This is a genomic window from Mycobacterium sp. NGS19, from assembly GCF_059813155.1.
Window position 1 is genome coordinate 79,053 of sequence record NZ_JCALEB010000002.1, and the last position, 19,755, is coordinate 98,807.

The 19,755-nt window shown below is 66.1% G+C and carries 14 protein-coding genes; 3 read left to right on the forward strand and 11 right to left on the reverse strand.

Translation table 11 applies throughout. The features are described from left to right. Positions 1 to 37 precede the first annotated feature (37 nt). The 3 genes from AC5Y4N_RS05805 to AC5Y4N_RS05815 are packed head-to-tail and all read right to left on the reverse strand — an operon-like array spanning position 38 to position 3,513. Positions 38 to 976: a crotonase/enoyl-CoA hydratase family protein gene (locus AC5Y4N_RS05805; protein WP_499906239.1), complete on the reverse strand. Its 939-nt coding sequence runs from the start codon at positions 974 to 976 to the stop codon at positions 38 to 40. Next, complete coding sequence (locus AC5Y4N_RS05810) at positions 973 to 2,601, reverse strand: acyl-CoA dehydrogenase family protein (RefSeq protein ID WP_499906237.1); 1,629 nt, start codon at positions 2,599 to 2,601, stop codon at positions 973 to 975. The genes AC5Y4N_RS05805 and AC5Y4N_RS05810 overlap by 4 nt, the downstream gene beginning before the upstream one ends. A gap of 57 nt (positions 2,602 to 2,658) precedes the next feature. Further along, on the reverse strand, positions 2,659 to 3,513 hold the full coding sequence (locus tag AC5Y4N_RS05815; RefSeq protein ID WP_499906235.1) for a CE1 family esterase: 855 nt from the start codon (positions 3,511 to 3,513) through the stop codon (positions 2,659 to 2,661). A gap of 225 nt (positions 3,514 to 3,738) precedes the next feature. On the opposite strand from AC5Y4N_RS05815, the gene AC5Y4N_RS05820 reads away from it, so the two are divergent. The 3 genes from AC5Y4N_RS05820 to AC5Y4N_RS05830 are packed head-to-tail and all read left to right on the forward strand — an operon-like array spanning position 3,739 to position 4,949. Beyond that, positions 3,739 to 4,068, forward strand: coding sequence for a hypothetical protein (locus AC5Y4N_RS05820; protein WP_499906233.1), 330 nt, complete (start codon positions 3,739 to 3,741; stop codon positions 4,066 to 4,068). Continuing rightward, a complete protein-coding gene (locus tag AC5Y4N_RS05825; RefSeq protein ID WP_499906231.1) occupies positions 4,065 to 4,241 on the forward strand; it encodes a hypothetical protein in 177 nt (58 codons plus the stop codon). Before AC5Y4N_RS05820 ends, AC5Y4N_RS05825 begins: the two co-directional genes overlap by 4 nt. Positions 4,242 to 4,256: 15 nt before the next feature. Next, positions 4,257 to 4,949, forward strand: coding sequence for a hypothetical protein (locus AC5Y4N_RS05830; RefSeq protein ID WP_499906229.1), 693 nt, complete (start codon positions 4,257 to 4,259; stop codon positions 4,947 to 4,949). A 637-nt stretch (positions 4,950 to 5,586) separates the two neighbouring features. Here the strand turns inward: AC5Y4N_RS05830 and AC5Y4N_RS05835 are convergent. From AC5Y4N_RS05835 to AC5Y4N_RS05870, 8 genes are all read right to left on the reverse strand, one after another. Then, positions 5,587 to 9,546: a DNA-directed RNA polymerase subunit beta' gene (locus tag AC5Y4N_RS05835; RefSeq protein WP_499906226.1), complete on the reverse strand. Its 3,960-nt coding sequence runs from the start codon at positions 9,544 to 9,546 to the stop codon at positions 5,587 to 5,589. 50 nt (positions 9,547 to 9,596) lie between these two features. Continuing rightward, positions 9,597 to 13,088: a DNA-directed RNA polymerase subunit beta gene (gene rpoB, locus AC5Y4N_RS05840; RefSeq protein WP_499906224.1), complete on the reverse strand. Its 3,492-nt coding sequence runs from the start codon at positions 13,086 to 13,088 to the stop codon at positions 9,597 to 9,599. A 327-nt stretch (positions 13,089 to 13,415) separates the two neighbouring features. Then, positions 13,416 to 14,555, reverse strand: coding sequence for a dienelactone hydrolase family protein (locus AC5Y4N_RS05845; protein ID WP_499906222.1), 1,140 nt, complete (start codon positions 14,553 to 14,555; stop codon positions 13,416 to 13,418). A 739-nt stretch (positions 14,556 to 15,294) separates the two neighbouring features. Next, the gene (locus AC5Y4N_RS05850; RefSeq protein ID WP_499906220.1) at positions 15,295 to 16,380 is read right to left on the reverse strand and encodes an ABC transporter ATP-binding protein; all 1,086 of its coding nucleotides are present in this window, start codon (positions 16,378 to 16,380) and stop codon (positions 15,295 to 15,297) included. A 163-nt stretch (positions 16,381 to 16,543) separates the two neighbouring features. Beyond that, entirely contained in the window at positions 16,544 to 16,939 is a 396-nt protein-coding gene (gene rplL / locus AC5Y4N_RS05855) for a 50S ribosomal protein L7/L12 (protein ID WP_499906218.1), read from the reverse strand. 26 nt (positions 16,940 to 16,965) lie between these two features. Continuing rightward, positions 16,966 to 17,526, reverse strand: a complete 561-nt coding sequence (gene rplJ, locus AC5Y4N_RS05860; protein WP_499906216.1) for a 50S ribosomal protein L10 — start codon at positions 17,524 to 17,526, stop codon at positions 16,966 to 16,968. Between the two features lie 520 nt (positions 17,527 to 18,046). Beyond that, complete coding sequence (locus AC5Y4N_RS05865; RefSeq protein WP_499906214.1) at positions 18,047 to 18,949, reverse strand: ROK family protein; 903 nt, start codon at positions 18,947 to 18,949, stop codon at positions 18,047 to 18,049. After that, a complete protein-coding gene (locus AC5Y4N_RS05870; RefSeq protein WP_499906212.1) occupies positions 18,949 to 19,722 on the reverse strand; it encodes an endonuclease/exonuclease/phosphatase family protein in 774 nt (257 codons plus the stop codon). Before AC5Y4N_RS05870 ends, AC5Y4N_RS05865 begins: the two co-directional genes overlap by 1 nt. Positions 19,723 to 19,755 lie beyond the last annotated feature (33 nt).

Genomic DNA, 19,755 nt, shown 5'->3' on the forward strand with positions numbered 1-19,755 from the left:
CGCGACGAGCGGCTCGCGCGAAGCGTATCGGACACGGTCAGACTTGCGACGCTCGTCGACCGTAGTCGCCGAATGGTTCGTCGCGCCGTCGCACCGCCTCGCGGAACCCGTGCTCTCGTGCCTCGGCGACGAACGCATGTCCTTCGGGGGTGTGCCGGGCAATGCCGTCGAACACCGTCGAGATCATCGCGCTGTTGGCGACGCCCTGGTTGTACAGCGCGCTGTTCATCGCCAGCTTGACCATGATGAGCTGGTTTACCGGAACGGCGGCGATGCGCTGCACCAGCCGTTCGGTGCGCTCGTCGAGGTCCTTCGGATCTGGAGCTTCGACCGCCAAACCCCATTCCGCGGCCTGGGCGCCGGTGATGCAATCACCGGTCAGCAGAAGGCGTTTCGCGCGTTGATCACCGAGCCGGTGGGCCCACATGCCGGCCGCCGGCACCCCCCACACGCGGGTGGGCGGGTAGCCGATCTTGGCGTCGGCCGCGGCGATCACCTGATCGGCATGCAGCGCGATGTCGGTGCCGCCGGCGACGCAATAGCCGTGAATCTTCACGACCGTCGGCTTGTCGGCATGCATCAGACTCGAGAAGCCGCGGACGAAGCGGCTCATCATCTGGTAGTCAATCATCGGATCCCACGGCTGATTCGGCAGATGGTTGACCGCCTGGGTCTTGCCGTCGAGCACCGTGCCCTTGTACGCACTTCCCCCTCCGGCCGAGGAGGACCCCTCCGCGTACGCGCTCAAATCAAAACCTGCGCAGAACCCTTCGCCGCGGCCGGACACCAGGATCACGTGCACGTTCGGATCGAGATCCGCACGCTCGACCAAGGCCGAGAGTTCCAACGGCGTGTCGGCGACGATCGCGTTGCCTTTTTCGGGGCGGTTGAACGTAATTCGGGCGACGCGGTCGGTGACCTCGTAGGTCATGGTTTTCAGGTTGTCGAAGTCGACGGGACGAATCGCGTGAGTCATCCCTTGACCAACGCGCGTTCGATGATCGGCGCGACGTCCACCCCGGTGGGCATGGTTCCGAACGCACCACCCCAAGCCCCGCCGAGCCGCGTCGCCAGGAACGCCTCTGCCACGGCGGGATGGCCGTGCCGCACCAACAGGGAGCCTTGCATCGCCAAGCAGATGTCCTCGGCCACCTTGCGAGCGCGGTACTGGATCGTGTCGAGGTCTTGCAGTTGCGGCTTGAGCTGCTCGACGTGCTCGTCCAGGCGTCGGTCGTGGCCGGTCGTGTTGGCCAGCTCGTCGAACAGCACGTCGACGCACTCGGGGTGAGTTGCCATGGCGCGCAACGTGTCCAACGCGCTGACGTTGCCTGAGCCCTCCCAGATGCCCATCAGCGGAGCTTCGCGGTACAGCCGCGCCATGCCGAAGTCCTCGACATAGCCGTTGCCGCCCAAGCATTCCATCGCCTCGGCAGCATGCGGGGTGGCGCGCTTGCACACCCAGTACTTGGCCGCCGCCAACCCGATGCGGCGCAAAAACTTCTCGCGTTCGTCGCCGCGCACTGCGTTGTCGGTGGCACCCGCCATCCGCATCGCGATCATGGTCGCCGCTTCCGCCTCGACCGCCAGATCGGCAAGCACGTTGCGCATCAGTGGCTGGTCAATCAAATAGGCGCCGAACGCTTTTCGATGCTGTGCGTGGTGGATGGCACGGGCCAGTCCGTTGCGCATGCTGGTGGCGCTGCCCAGTGTGCAGTCGAGCCGGGTGAGGTTGACCATCTCGATGATCGTCGGGACACCGCGACCCTCCTCGCCGACCAACCATGCGGTGGCGCCGTCGTATTCGACCTCGCTGGAGGCGTTCGCGTGGTTACCGAGCTTGTTCTTGAGGCGCTGCAACAGCATTCGGTTGCGGGTGCCGTCGGGAAGAATCCTCGGCAGGAAGAAACAGCTCAGACCGCGGGGAGCCTGGGCCAGCACGAGGAAGATGTCGCACATCGGCGCGGAGGTGAACCACTTGTGCCCGGTAAGGGTGTAGCTGCCGTCGGCGTTGCGGGTGGCCTGGGTGGTGCCGGCGCGGACGTCGGAGCCGCCTTGCTTCTCGGTCATCGACATGCCCGCCGTGATCCCGGCCTTGGTGGTGGGCACCTTGAGCTCGGGATCGTATTCGCGACTGGTCAGCAGCGGCTCGTAGACGGCGGCCAGCTCCGGGTTGCAGCGCAGCGCCGGCACCACCGCATACGTCATCGAGATCGGGCAGATGTGCCCCGGTTCGGGCGTCCACACGGAGGTCTTGGCCGCGCGCACGACGTGCGCACCCGGCCGGTCGTCGGCCCACGGGGCGGCATGCAGGCCGTGCCCAACGGCGACCCGCATCAACTCGTGGTAAGCGGGGTCGTATTCGACCTCGTCGATGCGGTGCCCGTACTTGTCGTGGGTGTGCAGGATCGGGCGGTTGCGGTCGGCCAGCTCGCCCCACCGCTGTGCCTGTGCGGAGCCGGCGAGCGCGCCGAGCTCGGCGACTTCGTCGAGACCCCATTGCCCGCCCTCGCGGATCAGCGCCTCGACGAGTACGGGCGACGAGGCGGGGTTGTAGTTCTCCAGCGGCGGGACCTGGTTGGTGACGAGGTGCGTGTCGGGCATGCCGCAATGTTACATTTTTCCGACGGCCGCACAAGATGCGTAACAGCCTGGCGGCGATCACGCCGCCCGCGGATGCGCGGCGAAGAACTCCCACAGCCGCTGCGTCGCAAACGGCGGCCATTCATGACGCCCGCCATCGACCGTGATCAGCGTGACGCCGCGGTTGTCAGGGCAGGCCGCGCTTGACGTGGTGACCGCCCCGTCAGTGGTGACGACGGGCTCGCCGCACCCGTCGACGCGCCGCCAGAAGGCGTTGACGTCAGGCACGGGCGGTCCGTTGATCCGGGCCACGCCTTCGCCCTGCCCACCGTCGAACCGAATATTGCGGTCGGCGGTGCCGTGGATGTGCATCACCGATGTGGGGTGGGGCGAGTCGCAGGGGTCGAGCTGGGTGGCGGAATCAGGGCCGATCGCGGCGAAGACGTCGGTGTTGCAGGCGAGCGCGTAGCTCATCATGCCGCCGTTGCTGATGCCGGTGGCATAGATGCGGTTCTGGTCGACGCCGACGTCTGCGCTCACTTCGCGGACCATCGCGGTGATGAAGCCCACGTCGTCAATGCCGTCGCGGCTGGGTTTGCCGCAGCAGCCGTGCACGTTCCATGCCCGCGCGATGCCGTCCGGGTACGCCACCACGAATTTCGCGCTGTCGGCCAATTCGTCCCAGCCGTAAGCTCTTTCGGCTTGCTCAGCGCTGCCGAACCCGCCGTGAAGCATCACCACCAGCGATGCGGAGCCGGGCAGTCCCGACGGTTTGTGGACTCGGTACGAGCGTTTCAGGCCGCCGACGTTGATGGTGTGCACGCTCGTGCCGTCCGGGAAGCCGGTTGCCGGCTCGGCTGAGCCGTGCGGGGCAGCCGAGCATCCGGCGACCACAGCGACCGCGGCCATGATGCTGAGCGCTCGCACAAGCATGCTCACCACGGTACGTGGAGAAGCGTTCGAGACTGGCGCACGCGGCCGATCCACCACGCGCCGAGCGTGAGCTGGCTGCGAGATTTCCAGCGAAATTTCGCAGCCAGCTCACGCTCGGGACGAGAGAAGAGGCCCCGGGATCACGGATGCCCGACGCGCCTACAGTGTGGCTGAACCAGTATTTGGTGCAGAGTGCCTGTCTAAGCGGTCATTGGGCTCATATCCATGAGCGCGGGGCGGATTGTCGCCGATTCTGCAGGGCTGCTGGGCTTCTCGGCCGCGTGCGAGCGTCACGCTGCCGACGTGGCCGATGTAAGTACGGCGACTCCGACTGTGCTGGCCCCTGGGCAGGCCACCGCCGCGGTGGTCAATGAAATCCACACAACTGTGGCTGGCATCGGCGCGGTTTTCGGGCAGTGTGTCCGCTACATCGGTGCCAGCGCCGCGCAAGCCGCACGTCTCTACGCCGCACAGGAGCGGATCAGCGTCGAGAATATCGACGCGCCGCGGGGCACACCCCGCCGGGATTCCGGATTACGCCCGGCCAGGCGGTGACGGCACCGTGCGATGCGGGGCCCGCGGCAACCAGCATCTATCAGCTGGGCGACCTGCGCGACACCGCGAAACATCACGGGGGCGCCATGGTAGGCAAAGCGGGATTTCACGAGTTCGTGCTGATCGACCGTGACGCTCACTCGGTGGCGTTGGTGGTCGCCAGCGACGATTGATTCAGGGGTCGACTAATGAATGACACCAGCGAGAGCCTCGGCGCTTCGAGGGATCACTCGGGGGAAGGTGGCCAATCGGCGGCCGAAGCCGTGCCGGTCGAGCAGCAGCTGGTTTATCAAGAGTCGGTGTTCATCAACTTCCTCAATGACACCTACCAGTGGGTGGATATCAAGCTGTTTGCCTTGCCACGCGGCGACGTCGACGACCGCGGCATGCTGGAGATGCTGACGCGCCATGTGCGCTACCGCGACAGCTACGCCGGCACAGGCGACAAAGACATGGAAATCATCCACGGCCCGTACTGGCTGAAAGCCATTACGCCCGTATCATTTACGCGAGTCGATGCCGCCGACGCCGAGGCGCTGTTGCGCACCTGGGCCGAATACAACGCACCGTTGCCCGATTCGGTTCGCACGCAGATGGAAACCGAACTGTATCCGCGCCTGCGCTCGGCAACCAGCATCTATCAGTTGGCCGACCTGCGCGCCACCGCCGAACACGACTGGGGCAACGTGGTGGGATTGACTGGGTTCTACGAGTTCGTACTGATCGACCGCGGCGCTCAAAATCGGTGGCGTTGGTCGTCGCCAGCGACGACTGATCATCCAGGCTGCCGAGAAAACCCTGATACACCGCATCCGAAAGCGCGACGACGTCGTCGGCGAAGCGGGACCGGTGACCGTCGTCCACGAAGACGTTATGGATGATCAGCCGAGCGGCGTGCGTGTGATCCGAGCCCGCGACATAGTTGCTTTGTTGCGCCCACACCGCCCGCCCACCTAGGAGAAACGTGCCGCTGCTACGGACCGCGGCTGTCCAGGTCCGCGCCAGCACCGGCAAGACGCGTGTACTGATGTCGGCAGCGTGCAGGTCGCGTAGCGTGCCCGCGGCATTGCTCATCACGTCCCCGAAACCGGGCCAACCGGTGAACGCGAACAGGCTGACCGTTTCGCTCGCATCCCAGCCACCGTCCGCGCGCTGCCCACTGACTGCTATTCGAGCTAATGCCCTTCCGCGATCACCGATTTGGGCCAGGTGCCAGCCCGCCGGCACCGGCAGCCGCCGCACCCACGCTGGCGCCGCGAAAGCATCCAGTGCGGCCAGGTCGACGATCTCCTCGTCGGACTCAAGCACCCGCACCAACGAGGAGGCCGTCATCAACCGAGACCACTCGTCACCACCCTGATCCTCGCCGGCCATGCGCCGACACTAACCACTGATGCCGGCCGACCCATGCGCCGAGCGTGAGCGCACGGCGACATCTCGGCGGAAATTTCGCAGCCAGCTCACACTCGGCGCAAAGAAAGAGCCCCCGGGATACCCCGGGGGCTCTTCTCAGGCGGACTAGCGGTAGTCGCTGTACCCGTAGTCGTCCAAAGGCACCGCGGCACCGGTGCTCTGGCCGAAGTCCGGGCTGTAGTACTGATCCTCGTAGCTGGGGATCGTGTACGCAGCGGCCCGGGCCTCTTCGGTGGGCTGCACCTGGATGTTGCGGTACCGGTTGATGCCCGTACCGGCCGGGATCAGCTTGCCGATGATCACGTTCTCCTTCAGACCATTCAGCTTGTCGCTGCGGCAGTTGATCGCCGCATCGGTGAGCACCCGAGTGGTCTCCTGGAACGACGCCGCCGACAGCCACGAGTCCGTGGCCAATGAGGCCTTCGTGATGCCCATCAGCACCGGACGGCCGGCTGCGGGCTCGCCGCCCTCGGCCACCACCCGACGGTTCTCGGCCTCGAACTCCGAACGCTCCGTCAACGACCCCGGCAGGAACTCCGTCGAACCCGAGTCGATGATGGTCACGCGCCGCAGCATCTGCCGCACGATCACCTCGATGTGCTTGTCGTGGATCGACACGCCCTGCGCCCGGTACACCTCCTGAACCTCGTGGGTCAGGTGCAGCTGCACCTCGCGCGGGCCCTGCACACGCAGCACCTCGTGCGGGTCGGCCGAGCCTTCCATCAGCTGGTCGCCGACCTCGACGTGGTCGCCGTCGCGCAGCAGGCCCTCGGTGCCGTCCTCGTGGACGACGGCCTTGAGCCGGCGATTACGCACCGGAATCTTGTCGTAGACGACTTCCTCGCTGCCGTCGTCAGGAACGATCGTGATCTTGTAGAACTTCTCGTCCTGCTCGACGCGCACCCGGCCCGACACCTCGGCGATGGGGGCCTTGTCCCGCGGCACGCGGGCCTCGAACAGCTCCTGCACGCGCGGCAGACCACCGGTTATGTCTTGGCCGCCGGTGACGCCACCCTGGTGGAACGTCCGCATGGTCAGCTGCGTGCCGGGCTCGCCGATCGACTGCGCGGCCACGATGCCCACCGCCTCGCCGATGTCGACGAGCTTGCCGGTGGCCATGGAACGGCCGTAGCACATCGCACAGACGCCGTTGGCAGACCCGCACGTCAGCACCGAGCGCACTCGCACCGACGAGATGCCGTGTGCCAGAAGCAGATCGATCGCCGGGTCCCCTAGGTCGTGGCCCTTCTCGACGAGCACGTTGCCGTTGGCGTCGACGGCGTCTTCGGCCAACGTCCGCGCGTACGCCGACGTCTCGACGTACTGATCCTTGACCAGCGAGCCGTCGGGCTGGACCTCGGCAAGCCGCACGGTGATGCCACGCTCGGTGCCGCAGTCGTGCTCGCGCACGATCACGTCCTGCGACACGTCCACCAGACGACGGGTCAGGTAACCCGAGTCGGCGGTACGAAGAGCGGTGTCGGCCAAGCCCTTTCGGGCACCGTGGGTGTTGATGAAGTACTCCAGCACCGTCAGGCCCTCGCGGAACGAGGACTTGATCGGACGCGGGATGTATTCGCCCTTCGGGTTGGTCACCAGGCCCTTCATGCCGGCCAGCGTCCGCGTCTGGGTGAAGTTACCGGTCGCACCGGACTCGACGATCGTGATGATCGGGTTGTCCTCGGGGTAGTGCGACCGCAGCGCCTCACCCACCTCTTCGGTGGCGTCCTGCCAGATCTTGACCAGTGCATCGTGACGCTCGTCTTTGTTCAAAGCGCCGCGCTGGTACTGCTTTTCGATCCGGTCGGCTTCCTTCTCGTAGCGCTCCAGGATCTCCTGCTTCTCCGGCGGCACCAGCACGTCGGCCATCGACACGGTGACACCCGAGCGGGTGGCCCAGTAGAAGCCGGCGTCCTTGAGCTTGTCGACGGTCTGCGCGACGACGATCATCGGGTACCGCTCCGCCAGGTCGTTGATGATCCGAGCCTGCACCTTCTTGTGCATCTGCTCGTTGACGAACGGATACCCATGCGGCAGCAGCTCGTTGAACATCACCCGGCCCAGCGTGGTGTGGATAGTCCACGCATCGCCCGGCTTCCAGCCTTCGTCACCGAACAGCTGAGCCTCCAGCTCCGCCGGCGGGCGCAGCTGGGTGAGACGAACCTTGATGGGTGCGCGCACGGACAGCGCGCCGCGGTCCATCGCCATGATCGCCTCGGCCGGCGAGCTGAATACGCCCTGCTCCGGCGAATCCTTTGTCGCAGGCTGGTATTCGCCCTTGTCGCCCGGAACCTCGGTGGTCAGGTAGTACAGCCCCGTGACCATGTCCAGTCGCGGCATGGCCAACGGCTTGCCGGAGGCCGGCGACAGGATGTTGTTCGACGACAGCATCAGGATGCGCGCCTCAGCCTGCGCCTCCGCCGACAGCGGAAGGTGCACGGCCATCTGGTCGCCGTCGAAGTCGGCGTTAAACGCCTCGCACACCAGCGGGTGCAGCTGAATTGCCTTGCCTTCCACCAGCATCGGCTCGAAGGCCTGGATGCCGAGGCGGTGCAGCGTCGGGGCACGGTTCAGCAGCACCGGGTGCTCGCTGATGACCTCTTCGAGCACGTCCCACACCTGCGGGCGCTGCCGCTCGACCATCCGCTTGGCGCTCTTGATGTTCTGCGCGTGGTTCAGGTCGACCAGCCGCTTCATCACGAACGGCTTGAACAGCTCGAGTGCCATCAGCTTGGGCAGGCCGCACTGGTGCAGCTTGAGCTGCGGGCCGACGACGATCACCGAGCGGCCCGAGTAGTCGACGCGCTTGCCGAGCAGGTTCTGACGGAACCGGCCCTGCTTGCCCTTGAGCAGATCCGACAGCGACTTCAGCGGGCGGTTGCCCGGCCCGGTGACCGGGCGGCCGCGGCGACCGTTGTCGAACAGCGCGTCCACCGACTCCTGAAGCATCCGCTTCTCGTTGTTGACGATGATCTCGGGCGCGCCGAGATCGATGAGTCGCTTCAACCGGTTGTTGCGGTTGATCACGCGCCGATACAAATCGTTCAGGTCGGAGGTCGCGAACCGGCCACCGTCCAGCTGGACCATCGGGCGCAGTTCCGGCGGGATCACCGGCACCGCATCCAGCACCATGCCCATCGGCGAGTTGCCCGACTGCTGGAACGCCGCAACCACCTTGAGGCGCTTCAACGCACGAAGCTTCTTCTGCCCCTTGCCGCTTCGGATGACCTCGCGCAGCGAATCCGCCTCGGCGTCGATGTCGAAATTCTCGATGAGCTTCTGAATGGCTTCCGCGCCCATCGAGCCGGTGAAGTACTCGCCGTAGCGGTCGACGAGCTCGCGGTAGAGCACCTCGTCGACGATCAGCTGCTTGGGGGCCAGCTTGGTGAACGTCGTCCAGATCTCTTCCAGCCGGGCCAGCTCACGCTGCGCGCGGTCACGGATCTGACGCATCTCGCGCTCGCCGCCGTCGCGCACCTTGCGTCGCACGTCGGACTTGGCGCCCTCCTCCTCGAGCTCCTTGAGGTCGGCTTCGAGCTTTTGGGCGCGGGCCTCCAGGTCGGCGTCGCGCTGATCCTCGATGGCCTTCTTCTCGACCTCCATCTCGGCTTCCAGCGTCGACAGCTCGTTGTGGCGCATCTCGTCGTCGACGGCTGTGATCACGTACGCCGCGAAGTAGATGATCTTCTCGAGGTCCTTAGGCGCCAGGTCGAGCAGGTACCCCAGACGCGACGGGACGCCCTTGAAGTACCAGATGTGCGTGACGGGGGCGGCCAACTCGATGTGGCCCATCCGCTCACGGCGCACCTTGGCGCGGGTCACCTCGACGCCGCAGCGCTCACAGATGATGCCCTTGAACCGGACGCGCTTGTACTTGCCGCAGTAGCACTCCCAGTCGCGAGTCGGCCCGAAGATCTTCTCGCAGAACAGGCCGTCCTTCTCCGGCTTGAGCGTGCGGTAGTTGATGGTCTCCGGCTTCTTGACCTCGCCGTAGGACCACTGACGAATGTCGTCGGCGGTGGCCAGGCCGATCCGGAGCTCATCGAAGAAGTTGACGTCTAACACGTAACTCCCTTTCCCCTTTCGGGATTAGAAATTTGTAAAGGAAAGATCCGCTATGCCAGATCTTCTACGGACGCAGATTCGTTGCGCGACAAGTTGATTCCGAGGTTGGCAGCAGCGCGCTCCAAGTCCTCGTCCTCGCCCTCGCGCAGCTCGATCGCCGCGCCGTCGGAAGACAGCACCTCGACGTTCAGGCACAGCGACTGCAGCTCTTTGAGCAGCACCTTGAACGACTCCGGAATGCCCGGCTCGGGGATGTTCTCGCCCTTGACGATCGCCTCGTACACCTTGACCCGACCGACGGTGTCGTCGGACTTGATGGTCAACAGCTCCTGCAGCGTGTACGCCGCGCCATAGGCCTGCATGGCCCAGCATTCCATCTCACCGAACCGCTGACCGCCGAACTGCGCCTTACCGCCCAGCGGCTGCTGGGTGATCATCGAGTACGGGCCAGTGGACCGGGCGTGGATCTTGTCGTCCACCAGGTGGTGCAGCTTCATGATGTACATGAAGCCGACCGTCACCGGATACGGGAACGGCTCACCGGAGCGGCCGTCGTAGAGCACCGCCTTGCCGTCGGCGTTGACGAGCACGTCGCCGTCGCGGTTTGGCTGCACCGACGACAGCAGGCCCTGTAACTCCTCCTCGCGGGCACCGTCGAACACCGGCGTGGCGACGATCGTGCCCGGGTCGGCTTCCAGCAGCTCCTCGGGCAGCTTGTTCGCCCAGTCGGGCGAGCCCTCGACCTTCCAGCCGCTGTGCGCACACCACCCCAGGTGGGTCTCCAAGATCTGCCCGATGTTCATGCGTCGCGGCACACCGTGGGTGTTCAGGATGATGTCCACCGGCGTCCCGTCCGGCAGGAACGGCATGTCCTCGACGGGCAGGATCTTGCCGATCACGCCCTTGTTGCCGTGGCGGCCGGCCAGCTTGTCGCCGTCGGAGATCTTGCGCTTCTGCGCGACGTACACGCGGACCAGCTCGTTGACGCCCGCGGGCAGCTCGTCGTCCTCCTCGCGGGAGAACATGCGCACGCCGATCACCTTTCCGGATTCGCCGTGCGGCACCTTCAGCGAGGTGTCGCGGACTTCGCGGGCCTTCTCGCCGAAGATCGCACGCAGCAGCCGCTCCTCCGGCGTCAGCTCGGTCTCACCCTTCGGGGTGACCTTGCCGACCAGGATGTCGCCGTCGCGGACCTCTGCGCCGATGCGCACGATGCCGCGTTCGTCGAGGTCGGCCAGCACCTCGTCGGACACGTTCGGGATGTCGCGGGTGATCTCCTCGGCGCCCAGCTTGGTGTCACGGGCGTCGATCTCGTGCTCCTCGATGTGGATCGAGGTGAGCACGTCCTCCTCGACGAGACGATTGGACAGGATGATCGCGTCCTCGTAGTTGTGGCCTTCCCACGGCATGATTGCGACGAGCAGGTTCTTGCCCAGCGCCATCTCGCCCTGGTCGGTGCACGGCCCGTCGGCGATCACCTGGCCCGACTCCACCCGCTGGCCGGCGTCGACGATCGGGCGCTGGTTGGCGCAGGTGCCGTGGTTGGACCGGGCGAACTTGCGCAGCTGGTAGCTACGCCGGGTGCCGTCGTCGGCCATCACGGTGATGTAGTCGGCTGAGACCTCCTCGACGACGCCGCTCTTCTCCGCGACGACCACGTCGCCGGCGTCGATCGCGGCACGCAACTCCATGCCGGTGCCCACCAGCGGCGCCTCGCTGCGCACCAGCGGCACGGCCTGACGCTGCATGTTCGCGCCCATCAGCGCGCGGTTGGCGTCGTCGTGCTCCAGGAACGGAATCATCGCCGTGGCCACCGACACCATCTGGCGCGGCGACACGTCCATGTAGTCGACCTCGTCGGAGCTGACGTACTCCACCTCGCCGCCCTTGCGGCGCACCAGGACGCGCGGCTCGGTGAACCGGCCCTGGTCGTCGATCGGCGAGTTGGCCTGCGCCACCACGTGGCGGTCCTCCTCGTCGGCCGTCAGGTAGTGGATCTCGTCGGTGACCACACCGTCGACGACCTTGCGGTACGGCGTCTCGATGAAGCCGAACGGGTTCACCCGGGCATACACCGACAGCGAGCCGATCAGGCCGATGTTCGGACCTTCCGGGGTCTCGATCGGGCACATGCGGCCGTAGTGGCTCGAGTGCACGTCGCGGACCTCGAGGCCGGCGCGCTCGCGGGACAGACCGCCCGGGCCCAGTGCCGAGAGGCGGCGCTTGTGGGTCAGCCCCGACAGCGGGTTGTTCTGGTCCATGAACTGCGACAGCTGGCTGGTGCCGAAGAACTCCTTGATCGCCGCCACAACCGGTCGGATGTTGATCAGGGTCTGCGGCGTAATCGCCTCGACGTCCTGGGTGGTCATCCGCTCCCGCACGACGCGCTCCATGCGGGACAGGCCGACGCGGATCTGGTTCTGGATCAGCTCGCCGACCGTGCGCAGGCGCCGGTTGCCGAAGTGGTCGATGTCGTCGGTCTCCACCGGCACCTCGACGCCGCCCGGAGCCGTCATCGTCGGCTGGCCCTCGTGCAGCCGCACCAGGTACTCGATGGTGGCGGCGATGTCTTCCGGGGTCAGCGTGGTGGTTTGCGAGGCGACCGGCTTGTCGGTGTTCAGGCCCAGCTTCTTGTTGACCTTGTAGCGGCCCACGCGGGCCAGGTCGTAGCGCTTCTCCTTGAAGAACAGGTTCTCCAGCAGGGTCTGCGCGGACTCCTTGGTGGGCGGCTCGCCCGGACGCAGCTTGCGGTAGATGTCGAGCAGCGCCTCGTCCTGGTTGGCGGTGTTGTCCTTCTCCAGGGTGGACATCATGATCTCGGAGAACCCGAACCGCTCGCGGATCTCCTCGGCGGTCCAGCCCAGCGCCTTCAGCAACACGGTGACGGGCTGACGACGCTTGCGGTCGATGCGCACCCCGACGGTGTCGCGCTTGTCGACGTCGAATTCCAGCCACGCGCCACGGCCGGGGATCACCTTGACCGAGTGCAGTGTCTTCTCGGTGGACTTGTCGATGGTCTCGTCGAAGTACACACCTGGCGAGCGCACCAGCTGCGAGACGACGACGCGCTCGGTGCCGTTGATGATGAAGGTGCCCTTCTCCGTCATCATCGGGAAGTCACCCATGAACACCGTCTGGCTCTTGATCTCGCCGGTGTTGTTGTTGATGAACTCGGCCGTCACGAACAGCGGGGCCGCGTAGGTCTGATCCTTCTCCTTGCACTCGTTGACCGGTGCCTTGACCTCGTCGAAGCGAGGATCGGAGAACGACAGCGACATCTGCCCCGAGAAGTCCTCGATCGGGGAGAGTTCCAAGAGCACCTCTTGGAGCCCGCCGACCGGGTTCACGTCGCCGCGGGCGACGGCCTTCTCGCGCCACTCGTCGGATCCGATCAGCCACTGGAACGACTCGGTCTGCACCTCGAGCAGACCAGGAACCTCGAGCGGTTCACGCAACTTTGCGAAAGAAATTCGATTGGGGGCTCCGGGAACGGAGCTATTAGCGGTAGCTACTGCTGATTTGCTCTGGCGAGAGACTGCCAAGATGCACCCTTCCAGCACCTCATGCGACCACAGTCACCGGATTACCGGCTTCTTCGTCGCTCTTCTGCGTCGGTTCGGCCGGCCGACAACCTGTCCGGTTCTCAGAGCACGCATATGAACCCCGACAGGGGCTCAAGCGTGGACCACGGTGTCAAATTCAGGTGAGGTGGGCAGGAGGCAGCCAGCGCAACGTCCAACAGTACCGCAGGACGCGGCATTCCTCAACCACGGCATGCTGACAGTAAAGGCGCTGGCTGGCGACCTGTACTGCGACATTTGTACATGCTGCCCAACAGACTGACGCCTTCACGCGCTCTCGTCAAGGGTTTACGCGGCGTTTGGCGTAGCCAATTGCGTGCCGGCACCACTTCGCAGAGGGGTCGGCGGATGCGCGGCGCCGGGGTCATTTCCAAGGAAACCGAAGAACAGGTCGCTGCCGACGCGGAACAGATCCCGCAGCAGATTTGTGACCGGGGTCAGTGCAGTCGGCGGTGCCGGTAACGCGATCGCGGTAGCGGTCCCCGCTGCCGTGGGAATGGAGATCGTCGCACCGGGCGTGCCATAGACACCGTTGGACGTCCCGGCCAACATGTCGTTGATCCATCCGCCGGCCAGCGTCTGAACGGCCGCGATGTTTCGCGGCTGCGAAACACCTGCGACAAGGTATGCCGCGCCTTGGATCAGCGGGTTGCCGCCCTGCATCGCGTCGATGTGGCGTCCACCGACCAACTGGACACCCACGAATCTTGCGGGCCGCGCCTCGGTGAGCTCGGCGCTGGCGATGCCGAACGAGTTCCATATGTAGGGCGGAGAGGAGATCATCAAGACGGGTATGTCGTCGGGAAGCTTGGCGAGCGCGGTAGGGATCGCGCCTTGCAGCCCTACGCCGTCGAGTAGCACTACGCCCTTCAGATCGGCCACTGCGCCGTTGTCGGCGGTGTATCCGGCGACGGCAGTGACGAACCCGCCGCCGAGTGAGTGCCCGACGAGCACGACGTCTTGTGGCAGCGACACCGGATGTCCAAGAGCCGCGCTGGCGCTGGCGGTCAGCGCTGCCCGATCGCCGACGAACAGGCCGGCGGCTGCCTGCTGCAGCGTCGAACCCCCGAGCCAATTGCCGTCGGTGGTGAAGAAGTTCGACGACAACGTCGGGACGACGACCACACTGTGCGTCTGCTCGGCGAGTCGGGCTGCGGTGTAGCTGTACATCGGGCCGGTCGCAAAGAAGCCATGCTGGAAGTAGATGACACTCTTCGCCGGGGCCGGGCCGGCCGGGACATACCAGTCGGCCGGGGCGGTGACGTCGCCGATCTGCAGGGTGGACTGGCGCACCGTCACAGTGCTTCCCGGCGGGAGCACCGGCGGACCTACCAGGCTTCTCTCCACCAACGAAATCGTGTTGACCACCAACGATCCGATGGCGTTGAGCAGCGGGGGCGCGCGCGGCATGGCAGGTCGCGTGGTCACGGCCTGCGGCTTGGCGGGCGATGGTGCAGGCGCCGGTGCGCCGACGGTCGCGAGGGCAACAGGTGTCGTCGTCGTCGTTTCTGCGGTCGTCGCGGACCGTTGAGCCACATCGGCTGTCGTCACTGCGCGGTGGATTCGCGCACTAGGCGCTTCATCTTTGGGCTGGGGCCGCGACAGTGGGCCAGCATCGGTGTCGGTCTGCGGCAGTCGCGTCTTGGTCAGCCGTGACGCGCCGATGGAGAGCGGCGGTTTGGTGGTGTCTCGGGACGCCTCCGACCGCTCTTCTGCGGGCGCTGCGTTCTCTGGCTGCGGTGGCCCTACGCGCTGCCCCGACCGGGTCTTCGACGGTGCGGTCGTCGGCGCCGTCTTGGAAGGCGACGACGACCCCGTCTCTGGACGTGGGGCACCTGCCGCGACCGAGTCGAGCCGCCCTGTTGGATGCCTCGTCGGCAGCGGCGTCCGAGTCGACGCCGGCGTCCGAGTCGACGGCTTGCTCGCCGTCTTACCCGCGGATGTCGGCGTCGAGGCTGCAGAGTTGGTGCTGTCGCTTTGGGCAGAGTCTGCCGATGCAAGTCCGCACCCCAAGCCCAGCGCCACCATCCCGGCGGCTGCGCCTGCAGCAACCCACAGCGCCAGTCGCCAGCGCTCGATGGTCACCGGCAGACTCCCTCGTGAGATCGGAGCTTCGGGCGACCCGACCTATCGGAGCACGACGATGTCGGGCTGCTCGGACGCCTGTTTAACGCTGGTCGCCGGAGACCGGAATCCGCCCGGTCGGCGCCTCGTCGCTGTAGCGGTCGCGATCCCCGTCGCTGGAGTCGGGGAAGTCGTGCGACTTGTACTTGTGCGTGCCCTCGAGGTCGTCGCGAATGGCCTCCTGGGCCGCCGGCGGCAGCGTGTCCAGGATTTCGCGCACCCGCGCCCGGCGGCGTGCCACCGCCTTGCGCTCCGGCATGCCCGGCGTGGCGCTGATCTGCGGCGGCACGCCCTCGATCTCCTCCACGCCACCGTGATGGTGGCCGGCTTCGACCATGGCCTGCTCTTCGGCCATCGTCGCCTCGTCCTTTTCCTCCGACATGCCGATCGGGCCGATCCGGCGGCCGTTGAGGAATTGACGGACCACGGGCTCGTCGCTGGTGAGCAGCACTTCGCGCGGTCCGAACATCACCAGCTTGCGGCGGAACAGCATGCCGATGTTGTCGGGCACCGTGCGGGCGATGTTGATGTTGTGCGTGACGATCAGGATCGTCGCGTCGATCTGGGCGTTGATGTCGATCAGCAGCTGGCTCAGGTACGCGGTACGCACCGGGTCCAAACCGGAGTCGGGCTCGTCGCAGAGGATGATTTCCGGGTCCAGCACCAGCGAACGGGCCAGGCCGGCACGCTTGCGCATACCGCCGGAGATCTCGCCGGGGAACTTCTTCTCGTCGCCTTCCAGACCGACCATTGCGAGCTTCTCCATGACGATGTCACGGATCTCGCTTTCCTTCTTCTTGGTGTGCTCGCGCAGCGGGAAGGCGGTGTTGTCGTAAAGGTTCATCGACCCGAACAGCGCGCCGTCCTGGAACATGACGCCGAACAGCTTCCGGATCTCGTAGAGCTCCTTGGCCGAGCTCTCGATGATGTTGGTTCCGTCGATGATGATCTTGCCGCGCTCGGGACGCAGCAGGCCGATCAGCGACTTCAAGAACACTGATTTGCCGGTACCCGAAGGGCCGAGCAACACGCTGACCTCGCCCGGCGGCAGGTCGAACGTGACGTCCTCCCAGATTCGCTGGGAGCCGAAGGACTTGGTCAGCCCCTCGATCTGAATGCCGATGCCCACGCGTAGTCCTTCCGCCAGTGCTTTCCCGCCACACACGCCCCGCTTGTGGTTGCGGTCACTCTAGCCTACGTCAGCAGGTGTCGTGAGCTATAGAGCCAGGTTGTGACATGCGAAAGGGGCCGCCCGGTCGACGCGGCGGCCCCTTTGCGTGGAACTGCGTGAACTACTTGACGGTGACGGTGGCGCCGGCGGCCTCGAGCTTGCTCTTGGCTTCCTCGGCGGCCTCCTTGGCAACCTTCTCGAGCAGCGGCTTCGGGGCGCTGTCGACGAGGTCCTTGGCCTCCTTGAGGCCCAGACCCGAGACGATCTCGCGGACGACCTTGATCACGCCGATCTTCTTGTCGCCGGCCGACTCGAGGATCACGTCGAACTCGCTCTGCTCCTCGGCCGCCTCGGCGGGGGCACCGCCCGCGGCAGCGCCAGGAGCGGCGGCCACTGCGACCGGTGCGGCGGCGGTGACGTCGAAGGTCTCCTCGAACGCCTTCACGAAGTCGGAGAGCTCCAGCAGCGTCATTTCCTTGAACGCGTCGAGCAGCTCGTCGGTGGACAGCTTGGCCATGGTGGGTTCCTTCCTGATTACGGGGTTTATTCGGCGGCAGCCGGTTCGGGGTTCGCGGTTTCCTGGCCGCCTTCTTGGCTCTTCTTCTCTTGCAGCGCGGCGGCCAGCCGTGCCACCTGCGATGCGGGTGCGTTGAACAGGCCGGCGGCCTTGGTCAAGTTGCCCTTCATCGCGCCGGCGAGCTTGGCCAGCAGCACCTCGCGCGACTCGAGGTCGGCGATGCGCTCGACCTCCGCAACGGTCAGCGGGCGACCGTCCATGTAGCCGCCCTTGATCACCAGCGCCTTGTGTTCGCGCGCGAACGTCTTCAGCGCCTTCGCGGCGTCGACCGGCTCGCCCTTGACGAACGCGATCGCCGTCGGGCCGGTGAACAGTTCGTCGAGTCCATCGATGCCGGCCTCGGTGGCCGCCCGCTTGGCGAGCGTGTTCTTGGCGACCGAATAGGTGGCGGACTCCCCGAGTGACCGGCGCAGCTGGGCAAGGTTGGCCACCGTGAGGCCGCGGTACTCGGTGACCAGCGCGGCGGTGGCTTCCTTGAACTGTTCGGCGATGTCGGCGACGGCGGCGGCTTTGTCAGCCTTGGCCATGCATGCCTCCTTGCGTGGGTGTGGGTCGCCCCGCAGAAGATCGTCGGTCGCCGGAAATGACGAACGCCCCGACGCAGGGATCGGGGCGCGCAATTGCAGATGCCTCGTCCGCCTGCGTGGGCCGCCGGGAGTTTCCCGGACCTTCGACCGGATTTCTCCGGTGACCGACGGTCTTCGGTGGAGCCGTCCCAGGTTAGCAGTTACCGCCCATGAACGCCGAATCGCGGCGCGACCACCCACGATCCGCCCTTCTTCTGACGCTCAGCGCATTAGCTAGCCAGCCTCTCGAACCTTCTGAAATATGTATGCTGGCAATCCGCGTGTTTGCGGTACAGCCAGCGCATTTTCGTTTACGATAAATTTGCTGTCGCCTCGGCAGCAGGTCGGGGAAGGGAAACCGCTATGTTGCTCGCAGTCATCATTTCGGTTTTCGGGTTGGCCACTGTGTGGCTCGTCAGCGAACTGCAGTCCTACGCCGAACGCAGGGTCGCACAAAAGCACGAGAACGACTGACCGCCGCTCAACTTTCGACGAGTGCTGCCGCGCCGATCAGCCCCGCATCCGCACCGAGCGCGGCAGGCACCATCCGCACTTTCCGGAGAAAGTCGAGTCCCGCGTAGCCGCTGAGCGCCTCGCGCAACGGGTCGAACAGCAGCGGGCCGGACCTCGCCACTCCCCCGCCGATCACCACCAAGTCCAGGTCGCAGACCGCCGCGACCGAAGCGATCATCGCGGCAATGGCTGTGGCCCCTCGACGAAAGGCCTTCAGCGCCGACGCGTCACCGGCGTTGGCGGCATCCGCAAGATCTTTCGCGTCGGCGTCTGGGGCACCGGACCATCCGTTGGTGCGCGCCCAGCGCACCAATTGCGGCCCCGACGCGATGGTTTCCACGCACCCGCGCCCGCCGCACGCGCACGGCTGGCCGTCGAGGTCGACGACGACGTGGCCGACGTGGCCCGCGTTGCCGCTGGCGCCGCCGTACGGTGCACCGTCGAGCACGAGCCCGCCGCCGACTCCGGTGGACACGACGATGCCGAGCAGAAACTGCACGCCGCGGCCAGCGCCGCGCCGGTGCTCGCCGAGTGCCATGCACAGCCCGTCGCCGGCAAGTCGCACCGGCACCCCGGGCAGCAGCGCCGCGACCTCAGCCACGATCGGGAAGTCGCGCCATGCAGCGATGTTGATCGGGCTCACGGTGCCGGCCGGGACGTTGATCGGCCCGGCCGAGCAGATGCCGACGCCCCGCACGCCGGAGTCCGAAACAAGCCGTCTCACAAGCTCTTTCACTGCCGACCACATAGCGTCGGCATCACCGCACGGTGTCGGGCGCCTCACCGTGCGGGTCAGCGCTCCAGCTGAATTCACCAGTCCGGCAGACAGTTTCGTGCCGCCGATGTCGACCGCCAGGACAGGTGATGCCATCAGTGCTGAGGCCGCGAGACGTCGACGACGAGCGCGCGGTGGTCTGAAACCGACATCAGCGGCGCCGAGAACGCATCGACTCCCAGGGTGTGGTCGTCGGTGAGAATGTGGTCGAGCTGACGCTCAGGCTCGGGGGCCGGGAACGTCAACGCCTCGGCGAGCGACCGCAGTCCGGTCCAGCGACTCGGCCTGGGCGGGCTCATGTTGAGATCGCCCATCAGCACGCGGGGCCCTGGGAAGCCGCGCAGATCGCGGATCAATCGCCGCAACTGCACGCGGTTCCAGCCCGGCACAAACGACAGATGCGTGTTCGCGACGGTGATCGGCCCGAGCGGTGAATCGATGCGTGCCACCACCGCCGCGCGGGGCTCCTCGTCGACAATCGTCACGCGGTTCGGCGCGGGCAGATACATCGGGAAGCGCATCGGAATGCGAGGCAGCCGCAGGACCTGCCAGCTCTCGACCGGGAACCGCGACAGCAGCGCAATGCCGTAGGCGGCCGTGCCCGGTTGTTCTTCGCCGGTCGCCGCCATCCAGGTCGCTCCCGGGGTGCCGGAGATGGCGGCGACGAAGCGGTGGCTGACAGCGCCCATCGCCTCGGCGGCGACGGCGGTCAGATCGGCCATCTGCGAGCGCGGCTGGTCACAGTCGACCTCTTGCAGCGCGAGCACGTCGGCGTCGAGTTGGCGCACGGACGCGGCGAGCCGGTCGGGTTCCACGTTGCCGTCATGCACGCTGCGGCCGTGCAGGATGTTGAAAGTCGCCATCCGCATGGGTACTACCTACCCAACGATCCCTTGGAAGAG